Genomic DNA, 14071 nt, shown 5'->3' with positions numbered 1-14071 from the left:
AAATTTGTGGTCGTATGGACTTAGAGAAAAGAATTCAGGCCTTTATTGAGCTGGGGAAAAAGATCGAGGGGATGGATCAGTATGAAAAAGAGGATCTTTTTTGGAGAGCTGGTAATAAAAATAATTGGTTCACCTTCGAGAGTTGTTCTTCTTCATTTGAAGGAATAGCGCATATGCTTCAGGAAGAAATTTTGCGCCATTGGCTTTCCGCTTATCAACTTGATGAGCCCAAAAAAACCAAGGATATCGGCGTACTAATGGCAGGAAACATCCCCGCAGTTGGCTTTCACGATTTGATGGCAGTACTTCTTAGCGGTAATAAAATCAGCGCTAAATTGAGTTCCGCTGATGAGGTATTGATGAAATGGCTCATCAATCAGCTCATTGAGATTGAACCTGGTTTTTCAGGGCTGATTGAAATCTCAGAAATGTTGAAAAACAAAGATGCATACATCGCTACTGGAAGCGATAACTCTGCCAGGTATTTTAATTATTACTTTGGCAAGTATCCTCATCTAATCCGACAAAACCGAACCTCAGTTGCCATTTTGAATGGAAATGAGAATCAGGAACAACTTCAAAAACTTGGTGAAGACATCTTTAAATATTTTGGATTAGGCTGCAGAAATGTTTCCAAGGTCTACGTGAAAAGTCCGGGTCAACTCACGCAACTGCTTGATTCCCTTCAGTCCTTCTCAAAACTGGCAGATCACCATAAGTACCATAACAATTACGAATACAATAAATCCATTTATCTGGTCAACAGCGAAAAGCACTTGGATAATGGGTTTTTGATTCTAAAAGAAAGTACTGAATTAGTATCACCTATTTCAGTCCTGTTTTACGAGTTTTATTCGGATGAAAAAGATCTCAAGGTGAAGCTAGAAAGGCTTCAGGATAAAATCCAGTGTATAGTGACAGAGAATGATGGCTGGAAAAATGCAGTCCCTTTTGGCAAAGCCCAAATGCCTGATCCCTGGGATTATGCAGATGGAGTTGACACACTCCGCTTTCTTGGAAATCTAGAAAATTAATTTGAGGTGGCTTTTGGAAGGAAAACACAAAAGGTGGTCCCCATTCCTATTTCTGACTTGATATCCATACTTCCTTTGTTTTTTCGGATATATTCCCGCACCAAAATTAGGCCAAGTCCCGTTCCGCTTTCATTGTTCAGTCCCCTTGTGGTAAATGAAACTCCTTGGGAAAGTTTTTGCAGGTTTTCTGAGGAAATCCCCATGCCCTTGTCTTTGACACAAATTTTGACCTGATTTCCGATAAGTTCAGCGGATAATTCAACCTTATCACCCGATTTGGAAAACTTTATGGCATTACTGATCAGATTTCGGAGGACCAAATCGATCATATTCTTGTCCGCATAGACTAGAATTCTCTCTTGCGGTTTTAAATCAATCAGAATCTTCTTTTCCAGGGCAATTCTACTCAGGAGATTCTTTTGTTGATTCAAAACCTCCATGATGTCAAATGGGGTTGGGTCGATGACTTCGCCACGGAGTTGGCTGCTCGCCCAAGCTAACAAGTTTTCCAAAAGTATGGCTACCTGTTCCATGTTTTTGGAAACTTCAGGAAGCATTTCCAAAAATTCATCTTTGCTGACCATGCCCGTTTGGGTCATATGAATGAGTTCCTTCACTCCAAAAACGGGACCCTTTAAATCATGTGAAATGATGCTGAAAAATTTATCCTTCAGCTCATTCAATTGCTGAAGGTCCTCAGCTTGTTTTATTAATCTTTCATTGGTTTGTACTTGTTCTGTAATGTCTTCAAAAAGTAGTAGCATCCCATTGAAAATGGAGTTCTTGTCCAGAATTGGGATGGATTCTACTTGAACTGTCGAGTTGTTGGCCTCTCCCTTAGTATGGATTGTAATGGTTTTTTGTTCTCTGTTTTGAAGTAATTCTAGAAGTTCTTCTCTTTTATTTTTAAAAAGTGACTTGGCACTGATACCTACTTTACATTTGGTATTAGTACTAAAAAAGTTTTTGGCTGCTGGGTTGAAATCAATCAGTTGGTTGTGAGAATCAAAAACCAATACTCCTCTGGTAATGATTTCCATGATTTTATTTTGAGCAATCGGCTTGATGCTGAATAGGTTGAATTTCAGGATGGCAAAAGAAATGATCAGATAAGTAAATAAAAATGCATAGGGAGTGAGGTCAATTCCTCCCAAGGGTTGAATAATACCAAATTGGTAAAAGATATTAAAGATCAATGGAAAAAGACCGGCTGCTATGAGCAACTTGGTTTGGTTGAGGTATAGAGGATCCGCAAACCTGAATCTTTTCCAAAGAACAAATGTGCCAATTAAGAATGCTGCATAGGAATATACCGTATGGACGAGATACCAAGGCCCCTTAGTTATTTTAAGGAGAGGGAAAGTCCCCTGGTTGATGAGTTCTGTATTCGTATAATGAAGGTGATGCAAATCATTTGTCCAAACCAAGATCAATGTGATGGTGGGGATCAGTAAGATAAGCAGCGGAAGAGTAAAGCCATTCAAGGATTTGTGCCCTGTATATTTTAAAGTGAAAATCAGCCAAAAAGCACCAAAAAATGAGATTCCCAAATATTCTAATTTGATCCAAAAAAGCATTTGTTCCAAAGTGGAACTTGCCAGTTCAAATCCATAAAAAAATCCCCAAATTGTCGCAAAGAGCATAGTGAGCGCCACCCATCTCGTAGATCCTTTCAACCGGATGGCAATGAAAAGAGAAAGCCCTCCAACCAGAAGGCTAGTTGCTATAAGGGTGACTGAAAAAGGGTTAAAGACTAACTCCATTCAATTGGATGAATTCAAGTATTGGCTTAAAAACTTGAAGCTTGCGATTAAATTAACATTAATAATAATTTATAAATTCAAACTAAAAAAAAGTTTCGTTGTCTTGAGTGCTAAAAATAAAAGAATATTTGAAATATCTCCCTTTGGGATAGTTCTGTTTCTCACGGTTTTATGTATGGTTTTGGCATATTTTACTGAATCCGACCCAACAAAAAATTTTTTAGACAAAACAATACAAGTCTTGAATTTTTGGCAGAATGGATTTTTTGGGTTGATGGACTTTACCCTTCAGATGATGATGATTCTGGTTTTTGGTTACGCTTTGGCAATCTATAAGCCTTTTCATTCAATTTTGAGAAAATTGTCCAGGATTCCTTCCAATTCACTTCAGGCTATTCTATTTACAGGCTTAATTACCATGATGGCCGGATTGATAAATTGGGGTTTTGGACTAGTGGTAGGGGCTTTATTGGCAAGGTTTGTATATCTGGCCCTAGAAGAAAAAGGGGTTGAGTCAAACCCCGTGTTAATTGCCTCAGCAGGTTATTTGGGTATGGCAATTTGGCATGGGGGATTATCTGGATCGGCTCCTTTGAAAGTTGCGGAAAAGGGACATTTCTTGGAGTCCGAAATCGGTGTAATACCGGTTTCAGAAACGCTCTTTACAAGGTGGAATTTCATGCTTACGGGAGGATTGATCTTGGTTTTTATCCTAACCCTTCTTCTTCTTAGCTATAAAAAAGAAAAAGTGGAAAAACCTGTTTATTCACATCCTTTGAGGCCTGTGCCCCCAGGGGAAGGGAGTTACCTAGCTAGAATCGCAGGAGTAATAATGATGGGAATTGTTTTTCTGAAAATATTTGAAAATACAGGTTTTGGTCTTGGTTTTTTCAATCTCAATCTTGTCAATTTTTTTCTTTTTGCTCTCACTCTCATAGCCTATCGAAGCCTAAAGCAGTTCACGGAGGCCACTTCTGAAGGGATAAAAAGTTCTGTGGATATATTCATTCAGTTTCCATTTTATGCCGGGATAATGGGCCTGGTTACGCATTCGAGTTTATTGGCGGAAATCTCAGGATATTTTATTTCAACTACCAGTTCGACCACACTTCCAGTATTAACCCTGATTTCTTCTGCTTTTGTCAATTTGCTAGTTCCTTCAGGTGGTGGGCAGTGGGCTGTGCAGGGGCCAATTCTTATGAAGGCATCGGAAACTTTAAGTCTTTCTTCAGGGAAGATGGTGATGATATTTTCTTATGGAGATCAGATCAGCAATCTTTTGCAGCCTTTTTGGGCTTTGCCCTTACTTGCAATTACCGGTATAAAAGCCAGACAGTTATTAAAGTATTGTGGGTGGTTATTTATATCCGGTTTTTCTTACCTGCTACTTTCGGTTTATTTTTTATTTTAATACAGAGCGCTCACCATGTAAAATGGTTTTAAATAATGATGAATAGGGGGTTAGAGATTTTATTTGGTTACCGATTTACGGCCTAAGTTTCTATATTTGCACCGAATTTTGAACCTTTTATCCACCTAAATATCCTATACAATGGCTTTTGATATTGAAATGATCAAGAAAGTATATGGCCGCTATCCTGAGCGCATCGCTGCTGCTCGTAGTGCTGTAGGTCGTCCACTTACCTTGACAGAAAAAATTCTTTATTCACATCTCACTGAAGGAGCTGCTAGTCAGGCTTTTGAAAGAGGGAAGTCTTATGTAGACTTTCAACCTGACCGAGTTGCTATGCAGGATGCCACTGCTCAGATGGCACTTTTGCAGTTTATGCAGGCCGGAAAGGACAAGGTAGCAGTACCGTCCACTGTACACTGTGATCACTTGATTCAAGCTGAGGTGGGTGCCGAAAAAGACCTAAATAAAGCCAAAAATAAAAACCGTGAGGTTTATGATTTCCTTGCATCTGTATCCAATAAATATGGAATTGGTTTCTGGAAACCAGGAGCAGGGATTATTCACCAAGTAGTTCTTGAGAATTATGCTTTCCCTGGTGGAATGATGATCGGAACGGATTCCCACACGCCAAATGCGGGTGGTCTGGGTATGATCGCCATCGGTGTTGGTGGTGCTGATGCTTGTGACGTGATGGCTGGTCTTCCATGGGAGCTAAAATTCCCTAAACTAATTGGGGTTAAGCTTACCGGGAAAATGTCCGGTTGGACCTCTGCCAAGGACGTAATCTTGAAAGTTGCCGGAATTTTGACCGTAAAAGGTGGAACTGGTGCTGTTGTGGAATACTTTGGTGAAGGAGCTAGATCCCTTTCTGCTACCGGAAAAGGTACCATTTGTAATATGGGTGCTGAAATCGGAGCAACAACTTCCATTTTTGGATACGATGAGAAATCTGCTGCTTACCTCCAAGGCACAGGAAGAGCGGATATTGCCGAATTAGCCAATGGTATTGCAGAGCATCTCACCGGTGATGAAGAAGTGTATGCAAATCCTGAAAAATATTTTGATCAGGTAATTGAAATAAACCTTTCAGAATTGGAACCACATGTAAATGGTCCTTTCACTCCTGATTTGGCTTGGCCTATCTCCAAATTCGCTGCTGCAGTTAAGGAAAATGGATGGCCAGCGAAATTGGAAGTTGGTTTGATTGGATCTTGTACCAATTCATCCTATGAGGATATTTCAAGAGCTGCATCTTTGGCTCAGCAAGCTGTAGATAAAAAATTGATTGCCAAATCAGAATATACAATCACTCCAGGGTCAGAGCAAGTTCGTTATACTGTTGATAGAGACGGATTTTTGGACACCTTCGGGAAAATGGGAGGAATTGTTTTGGCTAATGCCTGTGGTCCTTGTATTGGTCAGTGGGCAAGGCACGGTGCTGAGAAGCAGGAGAAAAACTCTATTATCACTTCCTTCAACAGAAACTTTGCAAAGCGTGCTGACGGAAATCCTAATACCCATGCTTTTGTTGCTTCTCCTGAAATTGTTACAGCCTTGGCTATTGCTGGAGACCTTACCTTCAATCCATTGACAGATTCTCTTGTCAATGAGGAAGGACAATCTGTAAAATTGGATGAGCCAAAAGGATTGGAACTTCCAACCAAAGGCTTTGCAGTTGAAGATGCCGGTTATCAGGCTCCAGCTGAGGATGGATCCAAAGTTGAAGTAATCGTTGATCCAAAATCGGACCGTTTGCAATTGCTTGAGTCATTCCCTGCATGGGAAGGCACTGACCTGAAAGGTTTGAAGCTTCTTATCAAAGCAAAAGGAAAATGTACTACTGACCATATTTCCATGGCAGGTCCTTGGTTGAGATTTAGAGGTCATTTGGATAACATCTCAAATAACATGTTGATTGGAGCTGTCAATGCGTTCAATGATGAAACCAATAAGGTGAAAAACCAACTCACAGGTGAGTATGGTGAAGTTCCTGCGACTCAAAGAGTATATAAGAAGGAGGGTATCGGAACCATTGTAGTTGGAGACGAAAACTATGGAGAAGGATCTTCCCGTGAGCACGCAGCTATGGAGCCTAGATTCTTGGGTGTTCGTGCTATTTTGGTAAAATCATTTGCCAGAATTCATGAAACAAACCTTAAAAAGCAAGGTATGTTGGCCTTGACCTTTGCAAATCCTGCGGATTATGATTTGGTTCAGGAAAATGACTCAATCGATATCCTTGGTTTGACTGAATTTGCTCCAGGTAAGCCTTTGAAAGTGGTCCTTAACCATGCTGATGGAAGCTCTGATAGTTTTGATGTCAACCATACTTACAATGAAGGACAAATCGAATGGTTCAAGGCAGGTTCTGCACTAAACTTGATTAAAGCGGGAATCTAATTCTCTACTCTGGAATAATATGTTTGAAACCGCAACTTCAATAGGTTGCGGTTTTTTTGTTTTTGCTGGGTTTTGAATGAAAGTATAAGACTGGTTTTTTCCTGACTAAGGGAATTGAAAAATGGAATTTTTTTCAGCTGTGTCACCTTTTTAACTTATTGACGTTATTAATACTAACCATTTTCTCTGCCCTCAGAAGCTGATTTCAGGGTTTTTATAAATTTTTACAACATTTTTTATTATTTGAAAAGTAAAATACTTGCTATGAAATACAAATTGCTGTATGTTTACGCTTGTTAATTCAAGAAGTAATAAAATCTTCGTAGTAGAGCGCCTAAAAACTGTACGTGAATTCAGTCTAAATGCAAGAGAGAGGCATAAATAGTACGTTCAAAAAGATCATCTATGAGTCGTCAGAAATTGTCTTTCTTGCCGATGATACTTTCCCCTATAGTATTTTTTATGCCAATGAATCATTTGAGGAACAAATTGGCGTTACCCTAAAGGACAGAACCCTAGTTGGTTTAGGGCTAGACATCAATGCGTATATTTTTAAAGAGGAGTTGATTTTAACCCATGGCGATAAAGATTATTCTTTTAGACTTGAATTGCCACAGGAAAACTCTTCACATTATTACCTCTTTTACAAAGGCAAGGAAATAAAAGCACATGGACTTCCAACCAGAAAGGAAGCCCAGCAGTTTTTTCGTTCCAATTTGGATTTGATTGCGATTGGGCAACATGATTACTTGACTTATTTGAATCATGCTTCATTGCCGGTTTTAGGGTATGAGCCGGCAGAATTGATCAATACCACTCTTTGCACCTTTATTCATGAGGGGGATTTGGAGGGAGTTAGGAAAATCTGGAGGTCTGTTGGAGACAGCGAACGCCTTGAGTTTTTAACCTGTAGGTTTAGAGGAAAGGATGGGAAATACAGGCATTTGGAATGTTCCGTACAATTTACTGAGGATAAGTTTTTCATTATAGCCAAAGACAATTCCGCTTTGGCAAGAAAGATTGAGCTAGCAGAAAAATCCGAACAACTGAAGTTGAAAGGTCCAGATATGACCAAAGTTGGGGTCTGGCAATTTGATGCTAACACTAGTTTGTTGGAATTGGACGCTTCATGCTCCCAATTATTGGCGAATCAGGATGTTGAGGTTGAATGGCTAAAAGCAAGCCTGTTTTCGAAGTTAAGCGACGCTGATAATAAGGAAGATACTTTAGAATTTTCCCTTAGTCTGAAAGCATCTCAACAAGTATTTTCCTTGAAGGCAGAAAAAATCCAAGAGGAGGGATATCCAGAAACTTGGCTGGGATTGCTATGGGATGAAACTCCCCAGAAGGTTCTTCGGAAGCGAAAAGAGTTGTTGGAAAATATTATCATCATGGCTCCAGAGGCTATGGTGGTTACTTCTAACAAAGGAGATATATTCCTGTGCAATGAGGAAGCCAGACAACTATTTGGCGTTAAGGAAGAACAGAAATTTGAGCATTTAAGTGATCTCAGTGGAATTTTTGAAGAATCCGATCAATGGAAGGATTGGATAGAATCTGCCAATGAAGACGGAAACTCTTCCAGATTTTCTACAACTCTGATCAGCCCACTTGGTAAGCAGTTGAATCTTGAAATTTCAACCAAAATCATAGAGTATGATGGTGAAAGGTTTGTCTGTCTTTCTTTTAAAAATATTTCCGAAAAAGTCAGTCTGGAGCGAACTCTTGAGGAAAGCAGTGATTTCCTAATGAATCTGACTGAGCAGGTTCCAGGTGGCTTGTATCAGTTAGTTTTGGATGGAAGTGGGAAAATGACATTCTCATTCCTTTCAAAAGGAATCGCTTCCGTTTTGGGTCTCAAGGTTGAGGAGGTCGAGCAATTCTCAGACATTTCAGTTGCAATCTCCAGAGTTCATCCTTTTGACCTTCCCCAAGTGATCATGACTTCCGTAGCTTCAGCAAAAAGACTGGAGCCTTGGCAATGTCAATTCAGGGTGAAAGATGAGTCTGACCCAACAGGTTACCGCTGGATTTTGGGGGCTGCTAGGCCTCAGGCACTTCCTAACGGGGATATGGTTTGGTATGGATATCTGGCGGATATCAGTAATCAGAAAGAATTTGAAACTAAGTTGGATGAGGCAAGAAAGTCAGCGGAAAAGGCGAATCAGATCAAGTCTGATTTCCTATCAATGATCAGCCACGAACTTAGAACTCCTTTGAACGCTATTTCAGGTTCCGTTTATTCTTTATTACAGGAGCAACCAACCGAACACCAGAAAAGTACTTTGAATACCATCAATTTTGCGGTTGATAATTTGATCATTATGATTAATGATCTGTTGGATTTCCAGAAAATTGAAGCTGGTAAACTTACCATAGAGAAAGCCCCATTCCAGCTTGATGAGCTGATAAACCAAGTGTTGAAAGGTCTTTCATTCCATGCAAGGGACAGTAAGAACAAACTTGAATTGCATCTTTCATCCGGTTTGGATTTGATGGTCAAAGGTGATAAAACCAGATTGTCTCAAATTTTAAACAACTTGATTACCAATGCTTTGAAGTTTACCAACGAAGGTAGGGTGGATGTGACTGTAAAACTGAAAGAGAAGAAAGATGGTAAGGTCAAAGTATACTTTGAAGTAAAGGATACCGGTATTGGTATCGCTCTAGAAAATCAGGAAAAAATATTCAATGATTTTGACCAAGTTAAGCCGACCTTCAGTACCAAATATGGGGGGACCGGTCTTGGATTGTCTATTACCCGTAAACTTCTCAATTTGATGGGAAGTAATATTGGTTTATTATCTGCAGAAGGAGAGGGAAGTACATTCTTCTTTGACTTGGATTTTGAATTGGCGGTTGTTGAAAAAGAAAAGCTTTCCGTTTCAAACGATAAGTCAGAAGATTTGACCAAACTTCATTTGTTGATGGCGGAGGATAATGATGTCAATTCCTTGGTTTTGGGAAAAATCATAAAGAAGTGGGGATATACTTTTGAGCGGGTTCACAATGGAGCCGAAGCCGTTGAAGCTGTGAAGAAATCCAACTACGATTGTATTTTAATGGATATTCAAATGCCTGTAATGGACGGTTTTGAAGCTACAGTAGAAATTAAAAAATTAACTGATACGCCGGTAATTGCCTTGACAGCAGCAGCCAAACTCGAGATCATGGAGAAAATTGAGGAGTGTGGATTCAATGGTTTTGTTGCAAAGCCGATCGATGCTGCTGAGCTATTGAAAAAAATTAAAGAAGTGATTCTTGATAAGAATCACAACTTTTGAGCTTTTTGATAATATTCCTCAACAAGATCCATATCCGGGTATTTATTATGAAGTTCTTCAAGGTATTGCATTGCAGAAATTTTATCCCCCATTAATACGTAATAAATCCCTTTGTTTCTCAAAGCATAAGGATTGTTTGGATCCATTCTTAGGCTTTGGTTGATGAGATCCAATCCCTCTTCGATTTTTCCCAAATACAGAAAATAAAGCCCCTTGTTGTTGTAAAAGTAAGCTTGTCTGTTATTCAGGTCGATGGCTTTTTCTACAGACTCTAAGGCCTGTTCATAATTTCCCTGATCGAAAGCAATCATGGATTTCAAATTGTGCAAATTGGGTTCGAAAGGATTGATGGATTCAGCTTGGACCAAGGTTTCTGTTGCACTTTCCAAGTCCTTTTGATAGTAAAGGATGGTTGCCTGATTTACTAACAAGTCTGAGTTTTCAGGATCCAGAGAGGAGGCCTTCTTAAAGGCTAGTAGGGCTTCATCAAAATTCTTGAACTTCTCCTGCACCAAGCCTGCTAAAAAGAAACTTTTCCAATCTTCTTTGGCATTTTCCTTCATCCACTCGGCATCTTCCCTTGCTTTGTAAAATTCCCCATTGTCCAAATAGGTCAAGCCTCTTTGGAAATAGGCCTCGGTATAATCGGTTTTATATTGGATGGCTTTGGAGAAATCCGCAATGGCATTTTCCAGTTGATTGATTCTGAGTTGGGCAATGGCCTTATTGAAATAGGCATCTGCATAGGTAGAGTCCAGTTTTAGGGATTCTTCGTAAAATCCGATGGCAGATTTAGGGTCATTTTCCTCCAGTTTTTCATTTCCTTTGAGCAAAAATCTTCCTTTTTTATCCTCTATGGAATCACAGGCAAAAAGAATCATTGCCACCATTAAACTCCAAATACTAATTCTCTTCATTCTTGGGTTGTATATCCGTTTTTTTGTTCTCTTTCTCTTCTCCCAATAGCAAAGCAAAGGGTTTGGTATTCTCACTGAGTTCGAAAATTTCTCTTAAAATTGCCAAAGCAGGTATTACCAGAATCATGCCCGCAACACCCCAAATCGTACCTCCAATGATTAAGCCCAAAAACGTGATGAAGGCATTTAGGTTGACATTTCCTCCTACGATTTTTGGAGTCAGGACATTTCCTTCCAGCATCTGAATGACCTGATAACAAGCTAAAACTGCGATTGGGTAAAAAAGACTGTCCTTGGTTAGGAAGGAATAGATAATAGGAAGTAGCACACCGAAAAAGGGTCCTATGTAAGGGATGATGTTTAAAATAGCTCCCAATATGCCAAAGAAAATCGCATGCTTTATTCCCAAAGCAGAGTAGGCTATAATGTTGAGAATAGCCAATATGACCATCACTTTTCCGACTCCCACAATATAGTTTTGAATGACTTTTCTAAGGCTGCTAATCCTCATTTTTACCAAAAGAGGATCTCTATCCCGGTAAATCATCACCATCATTTCCGTGAGGTGTTCCCTATACACCAAGAAAAAGAACATAAAGACCGGAATCAAGACCAGTCCTGATAATGAGCCGACCGTCTTCAATGCAAAACCTGAAATACTGGAGCTATTTTCAGTCAATACTCCTTTTAAGTAAGCTGAATTGGTCTTTTTACGGATTTCCGGATCTTCTTGGAAATTATCGAGAAACCACTGGTCCACCTGCTCTGCATAGCCCAATACCTTTCCTGAGACATCGTCAAAGTCTTTGGTGAAACTTGCGACATTCCCTATGATGAAGGAAAATATGGCTCCTACGAGTAGGACCATACTAAGCAAAGAAATTACAGCGGCTAAGATTTTGGGGGTTTTGTGTTTTTCCATCCAAATACAAAAAGGAGTAAATAGGATAGCGAAAAACCCTCCCAGAAATAAGGGGATCAACAAGCTTTTTCCGACAATCAAAAAAAAGACCAGTACAATGACGAATACCATCACTGTAAGGGCTTTTAAATAGGCGGGCATGCTAAAATGCTGGTGCTGCATGATTTGTCGAAAATAGTTTTGACGAGAAGATACTTTTCAGCTTAGATATATCAAATTTTATTGGATCAAGCCTGACCTTCTAAGCAAAGCTTCCGGTCTTGGTTCTCTTCCCCTAAATCTGGCATACAATACGGAAGGATGCTCGCTTCCTCCAGCAGAAAGTATGTTTTTTTCAAAGGATTGTGCGGTCTCTTGATCAAATACACCTTTCTCCTGAAAAAGCTCAAATGCATCAGCATCCAGAATTTCCGCCCACTTGTAGCTATAGTAACCAGAGGAATAGCCCCCTTGGAAAATATGGGAAAAAGAGGTGCTCATTAAAGTGTTTTCCACTACTGGGAGTAGGTCGGTTCGCTTCATCACAGCTCTTTCAAACTGGAATATGTCTTTGATCCTGGAAGTGTCCTCACTATGATAAGCCATATCCAATAATCCAAAACTGATCTGACGTACAGTTTGATATCCCTGCTGGAAGTTTGAAGCTTTCTTTATTCGCTCGATCATGTTTTCTGAAATTTTCTCTCCAGTTTCATAGTGGTGGGCAAATAAGTCAAGGCATTCTTTTTCAAAACACCAGTTTTCGAATATCTGGGACGGAAGTTCTACGAAATCCCAATACACACTGGTACCGGATAAACTTTCATAAGTACCCCTTGCCATCATTCCATGTAAGGCATGGCCAAATTCATGGAAAAGAGTTGTTACCTCATTGAAAGTTAGAAGACTAGGCTTGGTTTTAGTTGGCTTGGTAAAGTTGCAGACGATGGAAACATGAGGTCGCTGTTCGTGTTCTCCAGTTTTGTTCTGCCCACGAAAACTGGTCATCCAGGCACCGTTTCTCTTTCCTGCCCTTGGGAAAAAGTCCGCATAAAATACCGCTAGGTGTTTCCCTTGTCGGTCTTTAACCTCATAGGCCGTGACTTCGGGATGGTATACCGGAATTTCCGGGTTTGGAGTAAAGCTAAGCCCATAGAGTTTTCCAGCTGTTTGGAAAACTCCTTCAATGACATTTTCCAATTTGAAATAGGGACGGAGAAGTTCATCGTCCAATTCGTATTTGGCCTTTTTCAGGAGTTCTGAATAATAAGCAAAATCCCATTTTTGGATTTCTTCGATCCCATCCAAATTTTTAGCAAACTCTTCAAGTTCCCGGACCTCCTCTTCGGCTTTGGGTTTGGCTTTTTCCAACAGGTCTTCAAGAAACTTCATGACGGATAATGGACTTTTGGCCATGCGCTCTTCCAAGACAAAGTCTGCATGGCTTTTATAGCCAAGTAAAACTGCACGGTCATGTCTGAGCCTTAGAATGTCTTTGATGATTTCTTGATTGTCCAGTTCGTCACCTTTGCAGCATTTGGTATTGTAGGCCAAGAAAAGGGTTTTTCGAAGTTCCCTGTTTTTGGCATAAGTCATGGTTGGGATATAGCTTGGATAGTCCAAGGTGAAGGCCCACTGTCCCGGTTTGCCTTTATCTTCGGATGTTTGGGCTGCAGCTTCTTTGATTCCTTCATGTAGCCCTTCTATTTCACTTTCATTTTCGATAAAGTGAACATACTTGTTGGTTTCCGCAAGCACGTTTTCTCCAAATTTCAAGCTGAGCTGAGCCAACTCCTGATCGATTTTTCGGAGCTTTTCGGCTTCTTCTCCGGAAAGCTTTGCTCCATTTCTAACAAAAGCCTTATATGTTTTGTCCAATAAGGTTTTCTGTTCCGGGCTAAGTGTAAGTTCCTCCTTTTGGGAGTAAACCTGTTCCACACGGCTGAAAAGTTCCTGATCCAATAAAATGTCATTGGAATGCTCGGTTAGCAAAGGAGAAATTTCCCTCGCCAATTTTTGGATTTCCTCGTTGGTTTCAGCCGAATTCAGGTTAAAAAAGATGGAAGTGACAATGTTGAGTTTCTTTCCTGATCGATCCAGGGCTTCAATTGTATTGGAAAATGTGGGTAGGGCTTCTGATTTTATTTTTTCAATTTCCCCTTTGGCAAGTTGAATGGACTCTTGTACCGCCGGAAGGAAATGTTCAGGTTTTAGTTGATTAAATGGCGCGGTATGGAAAGGGGTGGCAAACTCTGCCAAAAGTGGGTTATTCATAGTCTTTAATTGCTTTTGGATAATTAATCGGTTGAGAATCCTTTTGGTTCGGAAAATCCCAGCCTTTTTTATCAATAACCAAAA

At 40.0% G+C, this 14071-nt stretch carries 8 protein-coding genes; 4 read left to right on the top strand and 4 right to left on the bottom strand.

The features are described from left to right. Positions 1–14 precede the first annotated feature (14 nt). Positions 15–1034 (top strand): acyl-CoA reductase, encoded by a 1020-nt coding sequence (locus tag P2G54_RS09940; protein WP_275870651.1) that lies wholly within the window; start codon positions 15–17, stop codon positions 1032–1034. Here the strand turns inward: P2G54_RS09940 and P2G54_RS09935 are convergent. Continuing rightward, entirely contained in the window at positions 1031–2797 is a 1767-nt protein-coding gene (locus P2G54_RS09935; RefSeq protein ID WP_275870649.1) for a histidine kinase N-terminal 7TM domain-containing protein, read from the bottom strand. The two genes, P2G54_RS09940 and P2G54_RS09935, sit on opposite strands and share 4 nt — an antisense overlap. Between P2G54_RS09935 and P2G54_RS09930 the strand changes: the two genes are divergently transcribed. The 3 genes from P2G54_RS09930 to P2G54_RS09920 all read left to right on the top strand — a co-directional run bounded on the left by P2G54_RS09930 (position 2715) and on the right by P2G54_RS09920 (position 9895). Next, positions 2715–4208, top strand: coding sequence for a TIGR00366 family protein (locus P2G54_RS09930; protein WP_345795469.1), 1494 nt, complete (start codon positions 2715–2717; stop codon positions 4206–4208). The genes P2G54_RS09935 and P2G54_RS09930 overlap by 83 nt on opposite strands. A 141-nt stretch (positions 4209–4349) precedes the next feature. Next, positions 4350–6611: an aconitate hydratase gene (locus P2G54_RS09925; RefSeq protein ID WP_275870645.1), complete on the top strand. Its 2262-nt coding sequence runs from the start codon at positions 4350–4352 to the stop codon at positions 6609–6611. Positions 6612–6973: 362 nt separating this feature from the next. After that, positions 6974–9895 (top strand): ATP-binding protein, encoded by a 2922-nt coding sequence (locus tag P2G54_RS09920; RefSeq protein ID WP_275870643.1) that lies wholly within the window; start codon positions 6974–6976, stop codon positions 9893–9895. Here the strand turns inward: P2G54_RS09920 and P2G54_RS09915 are convergent. The 3 genes from P2G54_RS09915 to P2G54_RS09905 are packed head-to-tail and all read right to left on the bottom strand — an operon-like array spanning position 9883 to position 13987. Further along, positions 9883–10812 (bottom strand): tetratricopeptide repeat protein, encoded by a 930-nt coding sequence (locus tag P2G54_RS09915; RefSeq protein WP_275870641.1) that lies wholly within the window; start codon positions 10810–10812, stop codon positions 9883–9885. The two genes, P2G54_RS09920 and P2G54_RS09915, sit on opposite strands and share 13 nt — an antisense overlap. Continuing rightward, positions 10799–11896 carry an AI-2E family transporter gene (locus P2G54_RS09910; protein ID WP_275870639.1) on the bottom strand — a complete coding sequence of 366 codons (1098 nt, stop codon included), beginning with the start codon at positions 11894–11896 and terminating at the stop codon, positions 10799–10801. The genes P2G54_RS09915 and P2G54_RS09910 overlap by 14 nt, the downstream gene beginning before the upstream one ends. Positions 11897–11953: 57 nt before the next feature. Next, the gene (locus tag P2G54_RS09905) at positions 11954–13987 is read right to left on the bottom strand and encodes a M3 family metallopeptidase (RefSeq protein WP_275870637.1); all 2034 of its coding nucleotides are present in this window, start codon (positions 13985–13987) and stop codon (positions 11954–11956) included. Positions 13988–14071: the final 84 nt, after the last annotated feature.

It is taken from the genome of Algoriphagus sp. CAU 1675, from assembly GCF_029222925.1.
Lineage (GTDB): Bacteria > Bacteroidota > Bacteroidia > Cytophagales > Cyclobacteriaceae > Algoriphagus.
The sequence above is the reverse complement of the archived record's forward strand: the minus strand, read 5'-3'. Positions and strand labels throughout refer to the sequence as shown.

What these genes read in the sequence shown, in the direction of transcription:
- P2G54_RS09915 (WP_275870641.1), bottom strand. Translation starts at nt 10,812, where the DNA reads ATGAAGAGAATTAGTATTTGGAGTTTAATGGTGGCAATGATTCTTTTT.
- P2G54_RS09910 (WP_275870639.1), bottom strand. Translation starts at nt 11,896, where the DNA reads ATGCAGCACCAGCATTTTAGCATGCCCGCCTATTTAAAAGCCCTTACA.
- P2G54_RS09920 (WP_275870643.1), top strand. Translation starts at nt 6,974, where the DNA reads ATGCAAGAGAGAGGCATAAATAGTACGTTCAAAAAGATCATCTATGAG.
- P2G54_RS09905 (WP_275870637.1), bottom strand. Translation starts at nt 13,987, where the DNA reads ATGAATAACCCACTTTTGGCAGAGTTTGCCACCCCTTTCCATACCGCG.
- P2G54_RS09940 (WP_275870651.1), top strand. Translation starts at nt 15, where the DNA reads ATGGACTTAGAGAAAAGAATTCAGGCCTTTATTGAGCTGGGGAAAAAG.
- P2G54_RS09925 (WP_275870645.1), top strand. Translation starts at nt 4,350, where the DNA reads ATGGCTTTTGATATTGAAATGATCAAGAAAGTATATGGCCGCTATCCT.
- P2G54_RS09935 (WP_275870649.1), bottom strand. Translation starts at nt 2,797, where the DNA reads ATGGAGTTAGTCTTTAACCCTTTTTCAGTCACCCTTATAGCAACTAGC.
- P2G54_RS09930 (WP_345795469.1), top strand. Translation starts at nt 2,715, where the DNA reads ATGGCAATGAAAAGAGAAAGCCCTCCAACCAGAAGGCTAGTTGCTATA.